Source organism: Embleya hyalina (assembly GCF_003967355.1).
Taxonomy (GTDB): domain Bacteria; phylum Actinomycetota; class Actinomycetes; order Streptomycetales; family Streptomycetaceae; genus Embleya; species Embleya hyalina.
In genome coordinates this window covers 20,963-42,607 of the sequence record NZ_BIFH01000038.1, presented here as the reverse complement: position 1 = coordinate 42,607, position 21,645 = coordinate 20,963, and the positions used below count along the sequence as shown (strand labels likewise).

The 21,645-nt window shown below is 72.3% G+C and carries 10 protein-coding genes; 5 read left to right on the top strand and 5 right to left on the bottom strand.

The window, feature by feature from the left end; genetic code table 11:
* Positions 1–15 precede the first annotated feature (15 nt).
* From EMA17_RS39170 to EMA17_RS39150, 5 genes are all read left to right on the top strand, one after another.
* Positions 16–1,992, top strand: a complete 1,977-nt coding sequence (locus EMA17_RS39170; RefSeq protein ID WP_246127191.1) for a LodA/GoxA family CTQ-dependent oxidase — start codon at positions 16–18, stop codon at positions 1,990–1,992.
* Positions 1,989–3,134: a tryptophan 7-halogenase gene (locus EMA17_RS39165; RefSeq protein WP_126641987.1), complete on the top strand. Its 1,146-nt coding sequence runs from the start codon at positions 1,989–1,991 to the stop codon at positions 3,132–3,134. Before EMA17_RS39170 ends, EMA17_RS39165 begins: the two co-directional genes overlap by 4 nt.
* Before the next feature lie 28 nt (positions 3,135–3,162).
* Positions 3,163–3,744, top strand: coding sequence for a TetR/AcrR family transcriptional regulator (locus EMA17_RS39160; protein WP_126641986.1), 582 nt, complete (start codon positions 3,163–3,165; stop codon positions 3,742–3,744).
* A gap of 121 nt (positions 3,745–3,865) precedes the next feature.
* Entirely contained in the window at positions 3,866–5,053 is a 1,188-nt protein-coding gene (locus tag EMA17_RS39155; RefSeq protein WP_126641985.1) for an MFS transporter, read from the top strand.
* A gap of 169 nt (positions 5,054–5,222) precedes the next feature.
* Positions 5,223–5,807, top strand: a complete 585-nt coding sequence (locus tag EMA17_RS39150) for a Uma2 family endonuclease (protein WP_246127190.1) — start codon at positions 5,223–5,225, stop codon at positions 5,805–5,807.
* Between the two features lie 45 nt (positions 5,808–5,852).
* On the opposite strand, the gene EMA17_RS39145 is transcribed toward EMA17_RS39150, so the two are convergent.
* Genes EMA17_RS39145 through EMA17_RS39125 form a run of 5 tightly spaced genes read right to left on the bottom strand, consistent with a single transcriptional unit; the run spans position 5,853 to position 21,394 of the window.
* Positions 5,853–6,059, bottom strand: a complete 207-nt coding sequence (locus tag EMA17_RS39145) for an MbtH family protein (protein WP_126641984.1) — start codon at positions 6,057–6,059, stop codon at positions 5,853–5,855.
* The gene (locus EMA17_RS39140; RefSeq protein ID WP_126641983.1) at positions 6,056–11,683 is read right to left on the bottom strand and encodes a non-ribosomal peptide synthetase/MFS transporter; all 5,628 of its coding nucleotides are present in this window, start codon (positions 11,681–11,683) and stop codon (positions 6,056–6,058) included. The genes EMA17_RS39145 and EMA17_RS39140 overlap by 4 nt, the downstream gene beginning before the upstream one ends.
* Entirely contained in the window at positions 11,680–15,000 is a 3,321-nt protein-coding gene (locus tag EMA17_RS39135) for a non-ribosomal peptide synthetase (RefSeq protein WP_126641982.1), read from the bottom strand. The genes EMA17_RS39140 and EMA17_RS39135 overlap by 4 nt, the downstream gene beginning before the upstream one ends.
* Positions 14,997–18,185, bottom strand: a complete 3,189-nt coding sequence (locus tag EMA17_RS39130; protein WP_126641981.1) for a non-ribosomal peptide synthetase — start codon at positions 18,183–18,185, stop codon at positions 14,997–14,999. Before EMA17_RS39130 ends, EMA17_RS39135 begins: the two co-directional genes overlap by 4 nt.
* Positions 18,185–21,394 carry a class I adenylate-forming enzyme family protein gene (locus EMA17_RS39125; protein ID WP_246127189.1) on the bottom strand — a complete coding sequence of 1,070 codons (3,210 nt, stop codon included), beginning with the start codon at positions 21,392–21,394 and terminating at the stop codon, positions 18,185–18,187. Before EMA17_RS39125 ends, EMA17_RS39130 begins: the two co-directional genes overlap by 1 nt.
* Positions 21,395–21,645 lie beyond the last annotated feature (251 nt).

Sequence of the window (21,645 nt, the reverse complement as noted above, 5' to 3'; positions counted from 1 at the left end):
GGCGACGGGAGTGTTGTGAGCGACCGCAACGGCAGCGGCAGGTCGGGAGATGCGATCGTCCGGCTGCGGATCCACCCGGCCATCGGCATCGCGCGCGTGGGCAACAGCACGCGCCCCGACGGCTGGTTCCACGGGCCCGAGACCCCGAACCCGCCGGTGTCCCCGGCGGGTTCGTACAAGGACCCCGACGGCGCGATCAAGCGGCAGGCGGCCCGGTTCCGCCTGTACGGCCTCACCGCCGACGGCCGGGTGGTGCGCGAGGTGACCACCGCCGACCCGGGCACCGGGATCACCTGGGGCGTGCACGTGGCCAATCGCAAGGCCGGCTGGTACCGGTTCCATCTGCCGCTGGACATCCCCGACTCCCGCGACCCGGCGGCCAAGCCGTCGGTGCGGCGCAACCCCGCTGTCGCCGACCGGGGTTCGTTGGTGATCGACCCCGGCCGCAAGACCCTCGACGCGGCGAGCGGCGCGACCGTGCCGTTCACCGGCGGCCGATTCCTCGGCCGGGTCGACGTGCCCTTGGGCGAGATGCGCGCCGACGAGGCGGGCCGGTTGGTGGTGCTCGGCGGGCACGGCACCTCCGGCTCCCCCGACCACACGCCACTGGACTCGGTGACCAACAACGACGGTTGGTACGACGACATCTGCGACGGGCCGGTCACCGCCACGGTCACCCTCGACGGCGTGCCGATCCCGGTGGATCCGGCGTGGGTGGTGGTCGCGCCGCCGAACTTCGCGCCCGAGGTACGCACCCTGCGGACCCTGTACGACCTGCTCTTCGACGTGTTCGTCTCGACGGGGCAACTGCCGTTCCCGACCCGGGTCTCCTTCGGTGAGCACATCGAGCCGATCCTGCGCCGGTTCTGCGAACTCCAGTGGGTCAACGCGGGGTTCGCCGCGCGGTTCGGCTGGGCCGGTCCGGACCACTTCCTCGATCCGGACAACCTGGCCCGGCTCGGGAGTCCGGCGACCAGGCATCGTGAGCTGCGCCGGCAGGTGTACACGGCGCTGCGCGACCACGGCCGCGACGACAAGTCGCCGATGCCGTGGCCGTGGTTGTACGGGGACGGCATGGCGAGTGTGCCGCGCACGGTGCGGCAGCACATGACGTTGTCCCCGACCCAGGACCGGCTGCTGCTCGCGTGGTCGCGGGGCGAGTTCGATCCGGCGCCGTTCCCGGGGTACCCCGCGAAGGTGGAGGACGCGCCGCCGGCCGCGCAGCCCGGGTTGTTGGATCGGGCCGCACTGGACTTCTGCGTGGCCGACGCGTTCCATCCCGGGATCGAGGTGACCTGGCCGATCCGGCACGCGTCGATGTTCGCCGAGCCGTTCCGGATCCTGCCGCGTGCCGAGGGTGCGCCCGATCCCGACTACGGCGACACCCTGACCCCGGACAAGGCACTGGCCGCCGACGGGCCGTTGCACGCGCAGGGCCCGGGCGACCTGAGCCGGTGGATGGCGGTGCCGTGGCAGACGGACACCGCCGGGTGTCGGGCCGGGTACGAGTCGCAGGCCGGGCTCGGGCCGCGCTACGACCCGTACGTGCCCTCGTTCTGGCCGGCGCGCGTGCCGAACCATGTGCTGAAGCACAGCGACTACGAGACGGTCAACCGCCCGGACGGCGACGGCTCGGCGGACCGCGAGGCCGCCTTCGCGCACCGCGCGGTGTGGCTGCGCGGCCTGACCGGGAGCACCCCGCAGGAGCAGCGCCGGCAGATGGTGGACGGCTGGTACAAGCTCGGCATCGTCGAGACCCGCCCCTACACCGTCGGCGACGGCCGTTTCCCGAAGGTGATGGGGGTCGAATCGAGGCCGGAGCCGCCCTTCGATCAGGCCGCCGACACCAACAACCTGGTGAACGTGCACGTCCCGGCGCGGACGGCGGTCGAGACGGCGACCGCGGTCGCGGTCGAGGCGACCGGGCACGACGCGGCGGAGGTAACGGTGGGCTACGTCGACAACATCGACCCCTACCTGGACACCCCGTGACCGGGGCCGGGGCGCCGCCCGTCCGTCGGCGCCACGAGGTGATCGTGGCGGGCGGCGGTCCCGCCGGCGCCTCGGCCGCGATCACCCTGGCTCGGGCCGGTCGTTCGGTCCTGCTCGCCGACGCGGGTTCCGGGCCGCCGGCGATCGGCGAGGCGCTGCCGGCGGCCGCGGGGCGGTTGTTGGCCGACCTGGGCGTGGCCGAGCACGTACCGGGGCCGGGCCACCTGCCGTGCCACGCCACGGTGTCCGCGTGGGGTTCGGCGCACCCGGCCACGGTGTCGAGCATCGTCGACCCGTACGGATCCGGCCGGCATCTGGATCGCGCCCTGTTCGACGCACGGCTGCGCGAGGGCGCCCGGGCGGCGGGCGCGGAGGTCGCCGAACACACCCGGGTCGGCGTGCCGACGCGGCGTCCCGACGGCAGATGGGCGGTACCACTGCGCCGCGGCGATCGGCACGAAGTCGCGGTCTGCGACCGGCTCGTGGACGCGACGGGCCGTCGCGCGAGCATCGCGACCGGCGTCGGCGGCGCCCACCGCCGGACCCGGGACGCGCTGATCGCGCTGCACCTGACCCTGCCGGACGTCCCCGCCTCGTATACCGACGCGAGCACCCTGGTCGAATCGGCCCCCGACGGCTGGTGGTACACCGCCCTCGTGCCCGGCGACCGACTCCTCCTCGCCTACTTCACCGACGCGGACGCGCCGACTCTCGGTCCCGGCCGGGACGTCGCCTTCCGCGCCCACCTCGCCGAAACCACCCACACCGCCGCCCGGGTGGCCGCCGTCCCCTTCCCCCGCGACCCGGCCCCGCGCCGCGCCCCCGCCCACAGCGCGCACCTGGACCGGGTCTTCGGCGACGGCTGGATCGCGGTCGGCGACGCCGCCGCGGCCTTCGACCCACTCTCCTCCCAGGGCATCCTCACCGCCCTGTACACCGGCCTGACCGCCGCCGAGGCACTCGACGCGAGCCTGTCCGGCCACCCGAACGCCCTCGCCGTGTACCGGGATCGCATCACCTCCGTGCTCTCCGCCTACCACCGCAACCACCACGACGCCTACACCGCCGAACGACGCTGGCCCGACCACCCCTTCTGGCGCCGCCGCCACGCACGAACCACCCCGCCGGCCGTTGTTGACTGATGTGTACAGAACTGGTTGGCTTCCGCTCATGAGCAGGCCGCGCGAGTTCGACGACCAAGCCGTGATCGACGCCGCCATGGCGGTGTTCTGGGAGAAGGGCTACGAGGCGACCACCACCCAGGATCTGTGCACCCGCACGGGACTCGGCCGGGGCAGCCTCTACAACGCGTTCGGCAGCAAACACCGGCTGTACGAGGAGGCCGTGCGCCGCTACGGGAGCACCCTGGCCCAGGCGCAGGTGGCGATGTTGGCCGACCCGGGCGGCTCGGTCCGGGAACGACTGCGGGACCTGCTGCTGGGGATGATCGACCTCGACCTCGCCGACCCCGGCCGGCGCGGGTGCCTGGCCCTCAACGCCGCGACCGAACCGAGCGGGCGCGGCGGAATGGTCGCGGACCTGGTGCACCGACAATTCGTCGACCTGGAGCAGGCCCTCTGCCACCTGATCACGATCGGCCGGGCCACGGGCGAGTTGACCGGCGACCGGCCCGCGCTCCAGGTGGCCCGGACGTTCCAGAGCACGTACTACGGCCTGCGCACGCTCGCGAAGGTCACCGACGACCGTGACGCACTCCTCGATGTCGTGGAGGGGGCGCTGGCGGCACTGTAGGCGGGAGCGAGGGGGCGTCGGGCGATCCGGAGCCCGGAGGACCCGGCGTCGCCTCGGCATGCCCATTTTCTGTACTGCTCAGTAAAAAATAATCACCGCATACTCACCCCGGGGAAGCAAGATGCGCTCGATACGACCCGACGTCCCACCCGCCGTAGCGGCCCTCATGGTGTGCGTCTTCGGCGTCACCACCGGCGAGTTCGTGATCGCCGGCATCCTGCCCGATGTCGCCGACGACATGCACGTGTCGATCTCGGCCGCCGGGCTGCTGGTGACCGCGTACGCCATCGGCATGATCGTCGGCGGTCCGATACTGACCGCGCTCACCGCTCGGGCGCGGCGCAAGCCGCTGATCACCGTCCTGCTCGCGATCGTGGTGGTCGGGAACCTGGCCTCGGCGCTCGCCCCGACCTATCCCGTCCTGTTCGCGGCGCGCATCGTCACCTCGCTGGTCACCGCCACGTTCTTCGCCAACGCGATCGTGATCGCCGCGTCCACGGCCGCACCGGGCAGGCAGGCGTCCACGGTGTCCACGCTGGTCTTCGGGATGAACCTGTCGATGATCCTGGGCGCGCCGCTGGGCACGCTGATCGGCAACGCGTTCGGCTGGCGGGCCACGTTCGTCGCCATCGCGGCCTGCTGCGCGCTGGGCCTGGCCCTGGTGTGGCGCCTGGTTCCGGACGTACGCGGTGCCGCGTCGGCCGGCTCGGCGGTCGCCGAACTGCGCGTGTTCCGCGACCGGGACGTACGGTGGGCGATCGCCGTCACCGCCGTCGCCAACGCCGGCCTGCTCGCCGTCTTCACCTACTTCGCCCCGCTGCTCACCGACGTCGCGCACTTCGCGGAGGGATCCGTACCGTTCCTGCTGCTGACGTACGGCGTCGGCGCGGCGGTGGGCAACGTCGTCGGCGGGCGGCTCGCCGACCGCGCGCCGATGCGCACCCAGATCGGCCTGTTGACCGCGCTCGCCGCGACCCTGGTCCTCATGTGGGCGACCGCCGGCAGCCGCGTGCCCACCGCGATCCTGGTCTTCGTCATCGGCGCCCTCGGCTTCGCGGTGATCCCCGGCATGCAGACCCGCGTCCTGACCACCGCCGCCTCCGCCCCCACCCTCGCCATGGCCGTCAACGCCTCCGCCTACCAACTGGCCGCCGCCCTGGGCGCCTGGCTCGGCGGCCACACCGCCGACAACGGCCCGGGCCTACGCGCCGTCTACCTCTTGGCCGCGATCATCACGGCCCTCGGCATAGCCGTCAGCACATACGCCCACCACCAGGCCGCCACCCCGGAACCGGCGGCGACACCCTGAGCCGATCACCCGTTCGGGGGAACCACCCGAGTTCTCGCCCCGACTCCGAGATCCCTGCGTACGGTTCGACCCGACGACAGCACATCGGCCCGGTTGACGGCCTCATGGACCGTCGGCGGTGAATCATGGGCGGATGACGCGACGCGAGCCACAGGAACGGAGGCCACCGATGTCCGCGGTGACCGAACGTGCAGCCATGTCGGTCGAACAGTTCGAGCGCATGGTCGAGCACACCCGTGAGAACCCCGACGATCTCTGGCTGGAACTGATCGGCGGCAAAGTGGGGGTAAAGGCGATGCCCGATGGTGATCACGGCGAGATCATCGTGTGGCTGGTGAAATTGTTCGCGCGTCTTCGGTCGGAACTCTCGCTCTACATCGAGCAAGGTCTCCGGGTCGAGCAATACCGAAACGGCCGGGCCCGACCCGATGCCACGCTCGCCCCGGAGGGCACCTTCCTCGGCCAAGGCGAGTGGAGCGACCCGACCGCGGTACTCATGGTCGTGGAAGTGACCTCGTTCGATGGGGACACGGACAAGTGGGATCGGGAGGAGAAGCCTCGCGCCTACGCCGAGACCGGAATTCCGCTGTATCTCCTGATCGACCGCGACCGTTGCGAGGCGATCGTGCACAGCGAGCCGGAAGACGGCCGATACACCGCTGTCATCGCGCGATCCTTCGGCAAGCGTGTGCACCTCCCCGCACCGGTCGACCTCACCCTCGACACCGATCCGCTTGTGGACACGGTCCGCTGACCGCCCGCCGGTGGTGGGCCCGACCGGGCCCACCACCGTGTCGGGTCAGGCGTCCGTGAGGTTGCGGATGCTGCGGGGGCGCATGTCGGTCCAGACCTTGTCGATGTGGGCCAGGCAGTCCGCGCGGGGGCCGGTGAAGCCTTCGGCTCGCCAGCCGGCCGGGATGTCGCGGTCGGCGGCCCAGACCGAGTATTGGTCCTCGTCGTTGATCACTACACGGCACACACGCGTGGGTTCGTCGTCGATGGTCATACCTTCTCCGGTTCGAGGTGGGTCGGGTCGGTCTTGGTGGATGGTGTCCCGGTGCGCTTGCGGCGTTCCTCGATGCCGATCAGGTCGTCCGGCATCGCGTCGGGGACCTCGTCGTCGAAGCGCGAGAGGACCCGGTGCCGGAACGAGGCGAGGGCCAGCAGGATCATCGCCGACGCGCAGATCAGGTACAGGAATCCGGTGCCGCGCCCCTCCCCCACGCCGATCACCCGGCCGACGCTGGAGGCGAGCGCGCCGTCCGGACGCAACAGCGGTTCGAGCAGATGCACGGACAGCGGCGCGATCACCCCGAAGCCCAGCGGGAGGGTGGACCACGCCACCATCGTGTTCAGCGCGATCACCCGGCCGTGGAACCGCTGCGGCACCTTGACCTGGATGATCGTCGCGTAGATGCCGTTGAGCAGCGACAGGCCGAAGAACACCCCGAAGAAGGAGACCCCGACCAGCACCGGCGAGGGCCGCACCCCGGCCAGGAAGGCGAACACCGCGATCAGCGCCGTGGCGACCAGGATGCCGTGCATCCGCCGATGCCGGGGGCCGCCCCACACGCCCATGGCCAGCCCGCCGAGCAGCGCACCCGCCCCGGCCGCCATGCCGACCGCGCCGGCGGTGTGTACCGAGCCGAACGACAGCACCAGCGGCGTCATCAGCACCAGCATCGGCGCCAGGAAGACGTTCAGCAGGGCGAAGTAGAGCAACATCGTGCGAAATCCCGCGTGCCCCATCGAGTAGCGCACCCCGTTGGCGATCTCCTTGACCATCGTCTCGCGCCGGGTCTGCGCCATCGTGTCGGGGAACGGCACGAACGCCACCACGGTCACCGCGATCACGAAGGTGGCGATGTCGATCAGCAGGATCCCGCCGAGCCCGATCCCCGCGAGCAGCGCCACCGCGATCAGCGGCACCACCAACTGGGCCAGCCCGGTGCTCATTTGCACGATCCCGTTGGCGTGGCCGAGATAGCGCTTGGGCACCAGTTGCGGCACCGCCGAGTTGTAGGCCAGCCGTTGGAAGGTCGCGGTCAGCGACAACACCACGAGCAGGCCGTACACCGCGCCCACCCCCAAATGGCCCGCCCACAGCAGCAGTGCCATCGTCACCTGCACCAGACCCGCCACGCAGTCCGCGGCCAACATCACCGACCGGCGGCTGTTGCGGTCCACCACCGCCCCCGCGAGCGGCGCCACCACGATGCCCGGCACCAGGGCCAGCACCGAGAACAGCGCGAACTGGGTGAGCGAATCGGTACGCAGATAGATCCAGATCGGGATGGCGAACTCGGTCAGCGCGGACCCGGTGATCGAGGCGAGTTGCCCGAGCGCCACCGCCATGAAGCGGCCCATGCTCGGCCGCACCGCCGACCGATCCGCGGACCTCACATCCACGACCGAGCCCGACCCGGAACCCGGCACCGACTCGGCCACCGAGCCCGATTCGGCCCCGGAGACCCCGTGCAACCACCAGCCCGCGTCCTCGCCGCGCACCGCCCGGGTCAGCGGTTCGGTACGGTCCCGCGCCACCGCGTCGTGGGTCGCGGTGACGATCTCGGCCAATTCCTCGGCCCGGTAACGCAGGAAGTAGTGGCCCGCCTCGTCGATCACCACCAGCGCCGTGGCCGAGGCCATGAAGTGCCACTCGCGGTAGCGCTCCTGGTAGAACTCGGTACTCGGGTCGCGCTCGCCGATCACCGAGATCACCGGTGCGGACAGCGGCGGCAGGTCCTCGGCCATGCGCTTGGTGAAGTAGGCCTCCGAAGTCAGCCCGTCCTTGCGCATGTTGCGGATGATGAAGCTCACCTGCTCCTCGTCCAGGTCGCCCAGGTCGGCGCCCATCGAGGTCAGCCAGTTCAGATGCACCCGGTCCCCGCGCAGCCGCTCCAGGCCGGCGAATCGGGTCAACGCGCCGAGCACACCGCCCTCGGGCCGGGCGAACGGGAAGATCGCGCCGAGGTACACCGCCTCCAGGCGGCGCCCGGCCTGCTCCAGGAGATACGCGATCTGCGCGGTGAGCGCGCTGCCCACCCCGCAGTGCCCGTACAGCGCCAACGGCCCCTCGACCCCGGCCAGGATCTCGTCCGCGCACTCCCGGGCGACCTCCTCGATCGGCCTGGGCGCCTCCGGCATGGACAGGTCGTGGCCGGGAATCGCCACCGAGTACAGCGCGTGCCCCGCCGGCAGCGCGTCCGCCAACGGCTGGTAGACCACCGCGCTGCCGCCGCCGTACGGCACGCACACCAGCGACAACACCCGCTGTCCGACCGGGATCGGTCGGGTCAACTCGTGCAGCAGCGACCGTGGTTCGTCCGCGCCGACCGGGCGTTCGAGCAGTTGCGCCAGTTCGCGGATGGTTCGGTGCTTGAACAGTTCGAGCAGTGACACCTGCCGACCGCCGGGCGGCGACACCTTGCGCAGCCGGGCCAGAACCTGCATGGCGAGCAGCGAGTGGCCGCCGAGTTCGAAGAAGTCGTCGGTCACGCCCACCGCGGCGAGTTCGAGGACCTCGGTCCAGATCCCGACGAGCGTTTCCTCGAGTTCGCCCGCAGGCGGTACCCGCTCACCCCCGCCCGCGCCCTCGGCCGCGTCGGGTTCCGGCAGCAGCGCCCGATCCACCTTGCCGTGCGCCTTCAGCGGCAGGCGATCCAGCCACACGAAGCGCGACGGCACCATGTACTCGGGCAGTCGCAACAACAACGCGCGCCGCAACTCCGCGCCGGCGGGACGTTCACCCGGGAGCGACGGATCCTTCCCGTCCTCCTCCGGCGGCACCAGATACGCGATCAACCGCTGCGCGCCCGCCGGGCCGCGAGCGTCCACCACGGCCTGCGCGACGCCCTCCTGCGCCCGCAACGCCTCCTCGATCTCGGCGGGTTCGACCCGGTAGCCGCGAACCTTGATCTGCTGGTCGCCGCGCCCCAGGAACTCGATGTCGCCGCCGGGCAGATACCGGCCGAGGTCACCGGTGCGGTACAGCCGCCCGCCGGGCGGGCCGAACGGGTCGGGGACGAACCGGTCCGCGGTGGCCCCCGGTTGGCCCAGATAGCCCCGGGCCAGCCGCTCGCCGCCGATGTGGATCTCCCCCGTGACCCCGATCGGCACCGGCTCCGAGTGGGCGTCCAGCAGGTACACCCGCGCGTTCGGCAGCGGCCGGCCGATCGGCGTCACGGTCGAGGTCACCACGTCGTCGGGCCGGACCCGGTAGGTGGTCACCCCCACCGTGGTCTCGGTCGGCCCGTAGTGGTTGACCACCGCACAACCCCCGAGCGCGGCCAGATCCCGGGTCCACTCCCAGGACGAGCCCTCGCCGCCGAGGATCAACAACCGCCGGGGCAACAGCGGTTCGGTGCCGACCTCCGCGGCCAGCCCGGCCAGGTGCGAGGGCGTCATCTTGAGGTAGTCGACCGGATGCCGGGCCAGATAGTCGGCGAACTCCGCGCCGGAGAGCCGCTTGGGCATCAGGTGCAGTTCGCCGCCGGTGGTCCAGGCCAGGTACAGCGTGGTGATCGCGAAGTCGAAGGACAACGACTGGGCCAGCCCGTACACCGACCCGGGCACCACCTCGAACCGCTCGCGCACCCCCTCCAGATAGGCCAGCGCCTCCCGGTGCTGGACCGCGACTCCCTTGGGACGCCCGGTCGAACCGGAGGTGTAGATCACATAGGCCAGATTCCCCGGCTGCGCCGTGCCCGGCACCGGATCCGCGCTCTCCGCCTCGATCGCGGCCCGCTCGCGGTCGACCAGGACCACCGTTCCGGTGTGGCCCACCGTACGCTCGCGCAGCGCGGTGTCGGTGACCACCACCCGCACCGCCGAGTCGGTGAGCATGAACGTCAGTCGCTCCACCGGCTGTTCCGGATCAAGCGGCAGATACGCCGCACCCGCCTTGAGCACGGCGAGCACCGCCACCGCCAGGTCCGGGGACTGCTCCAGGCACAACGCGACCGGCGTCTCCGGCCCCGCCCCGGCCGCCCGCAACCGACGGGCCAGCCGATTCGCGCGGGCGTCGAGTTCGCCGTAGTCGAGCGTTTCGCCCTGGTGGGTCACCGCCGGCGCTCGCGGATCGCGGGCCACCTGTGCCTCGATCGCCCGCGCCAACGTGGCGTGTTCGGACAGCGGACGAGCCGTGTCGTTCCACTCGGTGAGCAACCGCGTCCGCTCGGCCGCACCGAGCAGGTCGATCCGGGACAGCGGCACGTGCGGATCGGCGACCACCGACCGCAACAGCGTGGCCAGATGCCCGGCCAGCCGCTCGACCGTGGCCGCGTCGAACAGGTCGGTGTTGTAGGTCATCAGCCCGTGCATCCCGGTGCCGACCTCGAACACGAACAGGCTCAGATCGAAGCGGGTCACCCGGGAATCGGCGGTGAACCACTCGTGCGCCAGGCCGGTGAAGCCGCGCTCTCCGCGCCCGTAGTTCTGGAGCGCGAAGGTGACCTGGAACAGCGGCGTACGGGAGACGTCGCGCACCACGTTCTGCCCGCGCACCACCTGATCGAACGGCAGATCCTGGTGGGCGTAGGCATCCAGGCTGCTCTCCCGTACCCGGCCGAGGAGTTCGGCGAAGGTCGGATCACCCGCCAGCGGCGCCCGCATGGCCAGCATGTTGACGAACATGCCGATCATCGGTTCCAGATCCGGATGCGGACGCCCCGCGATCGGCGAGCCGACCGCGAAGTCGCTCTGCCCGCCGTGCCGGGACAACACCGCCTGCCACGCCGCGAGCAGCGTCATGTACTGCGTGGCGCCGTGGGCCCGCCCCAACGCGGTGACCGCGTCGCACAGTTCCTTGTCGAGCTCGAACGAGTGCCCGTCCCCGGGGAACGTCTGCTGCGGCGGGCGCGGCCGGTCGGTGGGCAGCGCCAGGGTGCCCACGCCCGCCAGCCGCTCGCGCCAATAGGCGGCGGCACGTTCGCCCTCGGCGCCGCCGAGCCGCTGCCGCTGCCAGGCCGCGTAGTCGCCGTACCGCACCGTCGGTGTCGACAGGGGCGATTCGAGCCCGGCGACGAACGCGTTGTAGTCGGCCATGAGCTCGTTCACCATCAGGTGCACCGACCAGCCGTCGCCGACCAGGTGGTGCAGCACCACGACCAGGACCGTGTCGTCCCGGTCCAGCCGCACCAGTGCGGCCCGGAACAGCGGGGCCACCTCCAGATCGAACGGCCGGACGAACTCCTCGCCCACGAGCGCCGCGGCCCACCGCTCGCGCGCCCCGAGATCCGGGTCGAGGGGCGCGTCGCGCCGGATCACGGGGACCGGCGCCGGCGGGTGCACGGTCGCGGTCGGGTGGCCGTCGGCGCTGGTCCCGAATGTGGTGCGCAGGCTGTCGTGCCGGGCGAGCAGCCCGGTCAACGCCCGCTCCACCGCCGCCTCGTCCAGCGGCCCGCGCAGCCGCAGCGCGAACGGGATGGTGTACGCGGCGGTGCCCGGCGTCAGGTTCTCCATGAACCACAGCGGGATCTGCGCCGAGGACAGCGGAATCTCGGCCTCGTCCGGCAGCCGGGGAATCGACGGCGGGGCGGCGGCCGTCGACCGGCGCAACCGCTGTTCCAGCAGAGTCCGCTTCGCGGCGGACAGGCCGCCCGCTCGGGTCGGGGGTGAGGTGAGTGTCATCGCAGGTCCCCCGTCTCGGTTCCGTCGAGCACCAGTCGTTCGGCGTCCGCCTCGGTCAGTTCGTCCAGTTCGGCCATCAGCAGTTCCTCGATCGCCGCGGCCAGACCGGCCACGGTGGGATCGGCGAACAGCGTCCGGATCGGCACCGCGAGTTCGATCGCCGCGCCGAGTCTGGCCACCGCCCGGGTGGCCAGCAACGAATGGCCGCCGAGGGCGAAGAAGTCGTCCAGCGCGCCGACCCGGGACACCCCGAGCACGTCACCGAACGTTTCCGCGACCAACTCCTCGGCACTGCCGCGCGGTGCCACGAACGAGGAGTCGGGCGTGCTCTGTCGCTCGGGCGCGGGCAGCGCGGCCCGGTCCAGCTTGCCGTTCGGGGTGAGCGGCAACCGGTCCAGGGTCACGAACGCCGCGGGCACCACGTGGGCCGGCAGGGTGCGCCCCAGCGCGGCCCGCAACTCCGCCCCGTCGGGCACGGGCATCGACCCGCCCGCCTCCGGCACCACATAGGCGACCAGCCGTCGATCTCCTCGTTCGTCCCGGACCACCACCACCGCCTGCCCGACGTCGGGCCGGGCCACCAGGGCCGCCTCGATCTCGCCGAGTTCGATCCGGTAGCCGCGCAGCTTGACCTGGTGGTCGTTGCGACCCAGGAACTCCAGGGCCCCGTCCGCGCGTAGCCGGGCCCGGTCACCGGTGCGGTAGAGCCGGGCTCCGGGCGGCCCGTACGGGTCGGGCACGAAGTGGCGCGCGGTCAGGGCCGGTCGACCGAGATAGCCGCGCGCCAACCCGGCCCCACCGATGCACAGTTCGCCCGGGACCCCGATCGGTACCGGTTCCAGGTGCCGATCCAGCACATGTACGCGGGTATCCGCGAGCGGGCGGCCGATCGGCGGGCGGGAACCGTCCCAGGCTCCGGCCGCGCCGCCGGCCAGGTCCGCCGCGGTGGCGATCACCGTGGCCTCGGTCGGGCCGTACGTGTTGACCACCTCGACCCGCTCGCCGAACACCTCGTGCCAGCGCCGCATCGAGGCCGCGTCGGCCTGATCCCCGCCCAGGATCAGCAGCCGCAGGGTCTTTGGCCAGGGCAAGCCCGGTGTCTGGGCGACCAGTTCGTGCCAATACGACGTGGGCAGGTCGAGCACCGTGAGCGTGCGCCCGGCCGCGGTGCCGAAGAAGTCCGGCAGCAGCCCGTCGGCGGGGGCGAGCACGAGCGTGGCGCCGCCGAGCAGACTCGGATACAGCTCCTCGACGTGCGTATCGAAGCCGAACGAGGCGAACTGCAACACCCGATCACCGGGCCCGCTCCGATACCGCTCGCGCATCCACGCCACCCGAGCGGCCAGCGCCTCCCGGGTGATCGGGGTGCCCTTGGGGCGGCCGGTGGAACCGGAGGTGTAGATGATGTAGGCCAGATGGTCGGGACCGGCGATCCGGGCGGGCGGCTCCGCCTCGGTGTCGCCACTCGGATCCGGATCGACCTCGTCCAGGAGCAGCACCGGCAGTGCGCCCCCGGCGAACCGGTCGGCGAATCGTGCCCGGCACAACACCCGTTCCGCCCCGGCGTCGGCCAGCATCCACTCGATCCGGTCGGTCGGCGAGGTCGGGTCGATCGGCAGATACGCGCCACCCGCCTTGAGCACGGCCAGCAGCGCGACGACCGTCTCGATCGAACGTTCGGCGCATACCGCGACCACCGTGTCCGGTCCGGTGCCGGCCCGGCGCAACCCCCGGGCGAGCCGGTTCGCCCGGGCGTCGAGGTCGGCGTAGTCGACCCGGGTGTCACCCGACTCGACGGCGACCGCGTGCGGGGTGCGCAGCGCCTGCACCTCGAAGGCCACGACCGGATCCGGGCATTCGCCGCCGGTCGGTCCCATCGCGCCGGCCAGCATGCGGACGCGCTCCGCCGCCGACAACAGCGGCAGCCGGGACAGCGGGGTTTCCGGACGCGCGACCGCGCCCGCGAGCAGGGTCTCGAAGCAGCGGGCCAGTCGGGCGATGCTCTCGGGGGCGAAGCGGTCGGTGTTGTAGACGAATTCGGTGATCAGTTCGTCCCCTTCCGGCCAGACCTCCAGGGCCAGATCGAACTTCGCCTGCCGAAAGCCCGACGCGAACCCTTCGGCCGCGACCCCCGCGAGGCGCAGTCCGGCTCCGGCCGGTGGGCGCAGGGTCAGCATGGTCTGGAACACCGGCGGGCTGTCCGGATCGCGGTCCACGTCCAACGCGCCCAGCAGCCGCTCGAACGGCACGTCCTGATGCGCGTACGCCTGGAGGGCCACCGTGCGGGTGCGGGTCAGGAAGTCGCGGAAGGACGGATCGCCGGCGGTACTGCCGCGCAGGACGAGGGTGTTGAGGAAGTAGCCGACCAGCGGCTCGTAGTCCTCCTCGTCCCGACCCGCCAGCGGCGAGCCGACGCAGACGTCCTCCTGGTCGCAGTAGCGGGCGAGCAGGGTCTGGTATCCGGCGAGCAGGGTCATGTAGAGGGTGACCCGTTCGCGCCGGGCGAGTTGTTCGATTCCGGTGCGCAGCGAGGCGGGCAGGTGGTGGGTGACCGTGCCGCCGTGTCCGGACTCGGTGTCGGCGCCGCCGCCGCGGGGTCGGTCGACCGGCAGGTCCAGGGTCGGCGCACCGGCGAGTTGTCGGGTCCAGTAGGTCAGCCGCTCCTCGAAGCCGGGCTCGTCGAGGAGTTCGTGTTGCCGCCGTACGTAGTCGCCGTAGTCCAGCGGCAGCGGGGCCAGCGGCGAGGGGCGGCCCTCAACGAACGCCGCGTACAGCGCGGCCAGTTCCTCGTCGACCACGTTCATCGACCAACCGTCGGCGACGATGTGGTGCAGGGCCAGGCACAACACGTGGTCCAGGCCGGCGGAGTCCAGGTGCAGCAGGCTCGCCGCGAACAGCGGGCCCCGCGCCAGATCGAACGCGCGGTTGGTGCGTTCGGCCACCAGGTCGCGGGCGCGCTGTTCGCGTTCGGCCGGGGCGCCGTCGACCCGCACCCGCTCCAGGGCGAACGTCCCGGGCGCGCCGATCACCTGGATCGGTACGCCGTCCTCGTCGGGGAAGGTCGCGCGCAGGCTGTCGTGCCGGTCGACCAGTTCGGACAGGGCGCGGTCGAGTGCGGCGACGTCGAGCGGGCCGCGCAGGCGGTGGACCTGGAACATGTTGAACGCCGCGTCGCCGGGGTTGATCCGGTCGAGCAGCCACAGCCGCTCCTGGCCGGCGGAGAGCGGGATGCGCCGCGCTGGGCGGGACGCGGACGGGTCGGCGGGCCGGGCCGGGGCCGACAACGGGTGCGGGTCGTGGCTTCGGGTCGGGTTCATGGCCGCCGTTCGCTTCGCATCGCGGATACCGCGCTGGTGAGTCCGGAGATGGTCGGGGTTTCGAAGAACACGTGCAGCGGTACGTCGACGCCGAGGCGCTTGCGGATCCGCGCGCCGATCCGGGTGACGGTCAACGAGTGGCCGCCCAGGTCGAACAGGTCCTCATCGGGACGGATGTCGTCCAGTCCGAGCACTTCGCGCCAGATCGCGGTGATCTCGGCGGCGGGCCCGGTGTCGGCGGGAGTGTCCACCTCGTGGTCCGGGTCCGGTTCGGCCGCCCGCAGGCGCGGCGGCGCGGGCAGCGCGGCCCGGTCCAGCTTGCCGTTGGGGGTCAGCGGCAGGCGTTCCAGCGGCACATAGACGCCGGGCACCAGGGCCCGGGGCAGCGTCGCGGTCAGATGTACGCGCAGTTCGGCCGCGCTCGGCGTGGCGGCGCCGCGCGGGACCAGGTAGGCGACCAGGGCCGCCCCGTCGGAGCCGTCCCCACGCACCGTCACGGCCGCCGCGGCGATGCCCGCGTGGTCGAGCAACGCGCCCTCGATCTCGCCGAGTTCGACCCGATGGCCGAGGATCTTGACCTGGTGGTCGTCCCGGCCCAGGAAGTCGATCCGGCCGTCGTCGCGATACCGGGCCAGGTCGCCGGTGCGGTAGAGGCGGGCGCCGGGCGGGCCGTACGGGTCGGGCCCGAAACGGTCGGCGGTGACCGCGGGCAACCGGCGGTAGCCCCGGGCCAGTCCGTCGCCGCCGATGTACAGGTCACCCGCCACCCCGACCGGGGTGGGGGTCAGGTGTCGGTCCAGGACGTACATCCGGGTGTTGGCGATCGGGCGGCCGATGGTCACCTCGTCGTCCGGGTCGATCTCGGCGGTGCTGGACCACACCGTGGTCTCGGTCGGCCCGTACGCGTTCACCAGTCGGCGGGCCCGGCGGCGCAGCTCCCGGGCGAGCGGCACCGGCAGCGGCTCGCCGCCGGTCACGGCGCACACCGCCGGCTCCTCGAAGCCCGCGTCGAGCAGCATGCGCCAGCCGGACGGGGTGGCCTGGACATGGGTTACCCGTCGGCCCCGGATCAACCGGAGCAGCGCCCGGCCGTCCCGGGTCTCCGCGTCCTCGGCGAGCACGAGTCGCCCGCCGGTGATCAGCGGCAGGTACAGCTCGACCGCCGAGATGTCGAAGGACGCCGAGGTCAGCCCGAGCCACACCGAGTCGGCGGCGCAGGCCAGGACGTCCCGCATCGACGCGAGCAGGTTGCCCAGCGCCCGGTGTTCGATCTCCACGCCCTTCGGGCGCCCGGTGGAGCCGGACGTGGCCAACGCGTAAGCGAGTTCGCCGGGGGTCGGTGGGGGTGCCGCCACCGGATCGGGGCCGGCCGGGTCGATCTCCGCCGTGCCGGCGAGGTCGTCGGTCCCGTCGAGCCCCTCGATCCCGTCGATCAGCAGCGCTTCCTCGGCGTGTCCGGGGAAGCGGCCGAGGAGGTCGCGTTCGGTCAACAGGGCATCCGCGGCGCAGTCTTCGAGCACCATCGCCAGGCGGGCCGACGGGTATTCCGGGTCCAGCGGCAGATACGCGGCGCCCGCCCGCAACACCCCGAGGAGTGCCGCGGGCAACGCGGCGGTGCGGCGCGCGCAGACCGCGACCAGGTCGCCTCGACCGATCCCGGCGCTCCGCAACCGCCGGGCCACCGCGTCGACGGCCGCGTCGAGTCGGGCGTAGGTGAGCCGGGTCGCGCCGCACTCCACCGCGATCGACTCGGGGGTCCGGGCGGCCTGTGCCGTGAACTGCGCCGGCAGGGTGTCCGGTTCGGTCTCTCGGGCGGTGTCGTTCCAATCGCGCACCATGCGTTCGCGCGCGTCGGCGCTCTGCAGGGCGAGGCGGGACAGGCGGGCGTCCGGGTCCGCGACGATCGCCCGCAACAGGGTCCGGTAGTGGCCCGCGATCGCCGTCGCGGCGCCCTCGCCGAAGGCGTCGGAGGCGTAGTGCAGGTGCAGTGCGAGCCGGTTCGGGTCGTCCAGGCACTGCACGTGCAGGTCACCGCGCGCGGCGTGGTTGAACACGGTCCAGTCGATCGACACGGGCAGGCCGGCGAAGTCGGGCACCGAGGTACGGCGGCGATAGCTCATCGACACCGGCGCCAGCGCCAGGCGCGGGGTCAGGCCGGTGACGACCCGGCCCAGCGGCACGTCGCGGACCGGGTACAGGTCGCGCAGGTCCGCCCGCAGGGCCTGGACGAAGGCACGGAAGGTGGGGTCGGCGGAGGGCGTGGTGTGGATGGGGAGTTCGTTGACGTAGGGGCCCACCCGGTCGCGGCTGTGCGGGGTGCGGGTGCCCAGGTCGATGGCGACCGTGGTCCGTTCGTTGCCGTAGCGCCACAGCTGGACGTGCAGCGCGCCCAGGAGCAGCGCGAAGGTACTGACCCCGAGGAGTTCGGCGGTGGCGGCGAGGGCCACGCGCAGTTCGTCGTCGACGGCGATCGGGACTGACCCGCCGGTGTCGCCGTCGGTCGTGGTGTGGCGGCGTCCGGGCAGGATGACGGCGGGTGGTTCGCGTTCCTCGGTGGCGAAGCGGATCTCGGCCAGGCCGACCCGGCGCTCGGCCTCGGCCGCCTCGCGGGCGATGCGCTCGGCGTCCTCCGACTCCGCCAGGTCCGGCAGATCCGGTTCGACGCCGGTGCCGAACGCGGCATAGTGCGCGGCCAGATCGCGGACGAGAATGTCCTTGGAGCCGCCGTCGAAGGCGAGGTGGTGGGCGACCACGAGCAGGGTCCGGTGTCCGGGGCCCGCGTCGACCAGGGTGAAGCGCACCAGCGGCCCGGTCTCCGGGTCGAACGGGCGCAGTGTCTCGCGGCGCAGCGACTCGGCGGCCAGATCCGCGCGTCGGTTGTCGGGCGCCTCGGTCAGGTCCTCGATCACCAGGCGCGGCACGGTGTCGGCGGGGACCAGCCACGGCTCTCCGTCGATTTCGCGCAGCGCGCTGCCCAGGACCGGGTGTCGCACCACGACCGTGTCGCAGGCGTGCGCGAGCGCGGCCCGGTCGAGATCGCCGGTGAACCGGATGCTCAGGGGCATGTGGTGCGCGGTGCCCGTAGGTACCGCGAGTTCGGTGAACCGGATGCCGTGTTGCGCCGGGGACACCGGGGCTCGGCACGGGGATTCCGGCGGCAGGGATACCGGTCGGGTGGTGCGCATCAGCGGCCCTTCTGGGAGGCGGTGGGTGCGTACGCAGGCGCGGCGGTGTCCCCGAACACCGGCGCCTGGGGGTGGTCGAGCGCGAACTCGCAGGCCTCGACGAAGGCCCGGGCCAGGTCCTCGACGACGGGCCGGGCGAACGCGCGGTCGTTGTACAGCAGCCAGCCGGCGATGGTGCCGTCGGGCTGTTCGGTCAGGGCCAGTTCGGGCACGCCCAGGTCCGGGCGGCCGTCCGGCGTGGGCCATTCGGCGTCCAACTGCCTGGGCAGCTCAAAGGGTTCGGAGAGCAGGCCCAGGAAGTGCGCCTGGTTGCTCCAGCTCTCGTAGCGCACCCAGGCCGCGTCCGGAAAGCGCGGGTAGAACTCGGCGAACGGGTAGCACTGGTGCTCGGTCGCGGCCAGCGAGGCGGTGCGGACCCGGTCGAGCAGGCCGTCGTACGACGGGTCGCCGCCGAGGTCGACCCGGATCAACAGGGACTGGACGAGGCAGCCGATCAGGTTCTCGCTGCCCGGTCGGGTCCGGCCGGGCACCGGCGACATCACCACGATGTCGCGGATGCCGGACGCCCGTGCCAGGACGCCCGTCCAGCACGCGGTGGCCAGCATGAACGGCGTCGCGCCCCGCTCGCGGCCGGCCGTGCGCAATCGCTCGACCAGGTCGACGGGAAGGCCGAAACGCACCGAACCGCTGTGCAGCAGGCCGGTGACCGCGCGCCCCGGGAAGGGGTCGAGCGCGGCGGGCGCCCCGGCCAGGGTCGCCTCCCAGAACGGGCGGGTGCGCGGCCATTGCGCGCGGGCCCAGCCCAGGTGTTCCGAGCAGGTCGGCGCGGACGAAGCCGGCGGAGCGGGCCGACCGGTGTGCAACGCCGAGTACACGAGGGCCAGTTCCCGGAGCAGCACGCCCATCGACCAGCCGTCGAAAACCATGTGGTGCACCGCGAGGATCAGCACGTGCTCCTCGGGGTCGAGTTCGATCAGCAGGGCGCGCACGAGGGGCCCGTGTGCGAGATCCCAGTGGTGTTCGCGTTCGGTGCCGGCGTGCTCGCGGGCGAACCGTTCGCGGTCGGCGTGCGTGGCGCCTTCGGCGCGGATCCGCCGCATCTCGGGCGGCAGTTCGGCGAGTACGACGGCGTCGACGCTGCCGTCGGCGTAGTGGAAGACGGTGCGCAGCGCCTCGTGCCGGCGCACCACCTCGCCCAGGGCGGCCTCCAGGATGTCCGGGTCGAGGGTGTCGGTGATCCGGATGCCCACGCTGACCGGGCCGACGTCGCGCGGCTGCTCGGTGGCGTACATCCAGACGAAGAAGTTCTCCTGCTGGGAGCTGAGCGGCATGCGGACGACCGGGTTCTCCGCCGACTCGGGCCCTACGGGCCCGGGCCGCTCGCACGCGGGCTCCCGCGCGCCCGCGCGATGCGATTCCGTGCGGGTGGGTTCCGGTCGCGCCCGGGCGGTGTCGATCCAGGCCGCCTGGCCGCCGAGTTCGGGTCGGTCGAAGGCGAGCGAGACGGGCACGTCGAGGGCGAACAGCCGGGTCGCGGCGGCGGCCAGCCGGGTCGCCTTGAACGAATCCCCGCCCAGGGCGAAGAAGTTGTCGTCGGGCCCGGCGCCGGGCGTGCCCAGCACCTCCTCCCAGAGGCCGCCGACGGCGGACTCGGTCGCGGTCCGGGGCAGGCTCGGCCGCGCGGCGTCGTCCGCCGCCATCCGGGCTCGAAGCTCCCCCTTGACCACCTTGCCCGCGGGGTTGCGGGGCAGGGCGTCCAGGCGCAGGAATCGGGTCGGGATCTCGTGCCGGGCCAGGCGTTCGCGCAGGAACGCCCGCAGGTCGTCGCCCGAGACCTCGTCCCGCAGGACCAGGGCGGCGGAGACCGTCGTGCCCATCACGGCGTGTGGAACACCGAACACGGCGGCCTCGGCGACGTCCGGGTGTTCGTACAGCGCGGCCTCCACCGCGAGCGTGGCGATCTTGTTCGCGCCGGACTTGATCAGGTCGCTTTCCCGGTCGATCAGGTACAGGTAGCCGTCGGCGTCGAGTCGGCCGATGTCGCCCATCCGGATCCAGCCGGCGGTGAACACCCCGGCGTCCGCGCTCGGGTCGCGGTAGTAGGTGCGCGAGGTGGTGGGCGAGTGGAGCCAGATCTCGCCGGCCTCGCCGGTCGGTACGGGTTCGCCGTCCGGGCCGACGATGCGCAGGTCGTCCGCGCCGGTGCCGCGCCCGACCGAGGTCGGCCGGTCGGGGTCGAAGACCATGGTGGTCTGCGCCGGGGCCGCCTCGGTCGAGGTGTAGGAGTTGACGATCACGGCGTCGGGGAAAATTTCGGCCAGGGCCAGTGCGGTGGCCGGCGGCAGTGCGGCGGCGGTCGAGCCGAAGAGTTGCACCGAGTCGAGGTCGTGTCGGGTCCAGGCGCGCGAGTTGACCAGGTCGGTCGCCATCGCGGGCACGGTGAACACGGTGCCGACCCGGTGGGCGGCGATCAGCGCGCAGAACTCCTCGGCGTCGAACGTCGGGGCGCACAGCGCGGTCGGCTGGGCGGTCAGCGCGTTGAGCAACATCGTCTGCCCGGCGTTGGTGCCGATCGGGAAGGCGTGCAGGAAGTGCTTCGAGTGCGCCAACTGCCGTCGTCGGGGCGCCGGTTCGAAGCCGTGGGTGAGGTTGGCGTGGGTGGCGGCGACACCCTTGGGGGTGCCGGTGGTGCCGGAGGTGTAGAGGATCTGCGCGAGGTCGTCGGGATGCGGCCCGGCGGGGGCCGGGGGTTCGGCGGACTCCGGGGATTCGTGCGGATCGACGGGGTCCGGTGCCGGGAGGCGGTCCGGATTCGAAGGGGCCTTCGCGGGTGCGGCGGCTTCGACGCCGGTCGAAATCGCGGTCCACGCCTCGGTGTTCGGTGGCTCGACGTCGACACCGTGCAGGACGCCGGTCGCCGCGCAGTGCGTGAGCAGGACCTGGACGGCGGCGGCCGGCAGGCGTTCGGGCAGCGGTACCGCGACCGCGCCGGCCCACTGGACCGCGCAGTAGGCGACCGCGTAGTCGGCCCATTCGCGACCGGCGAAGATCAGCGCGACCCGATCCCCCGCGCGTACCCCCCGATCGTGCAACTCGCGGGCCAGGGCGACGGATCGGTGCCACCAGTCGGTGAAGGTCAGTCCGGTCCCGGTATCGCCCGGAACCAGGATCGCGACACGATGCGGGTCGAGGTGCGCGCGGGCTACCAACAGGCCCGGGACGGTGAATCGGTCCTCGGGACGCCTCGAACCGGATAACCCGGGCCGGACGTCGGGGGCGGTCACGGCGCGCCCCGCTTCGACGTCGCCGGGCACGGACGTGGTTGAGCTCTGCGCATGGTTCTTCTCCGGGGTAGGAGTGCAAAGTTCGGTACGCCGACGGAGCAGTGTCGGCTCACGCTCGAAATAGGCGGAATTTGCCGTACGGGAACCACCGACGAGCCATGGAGCGATGACCGTCG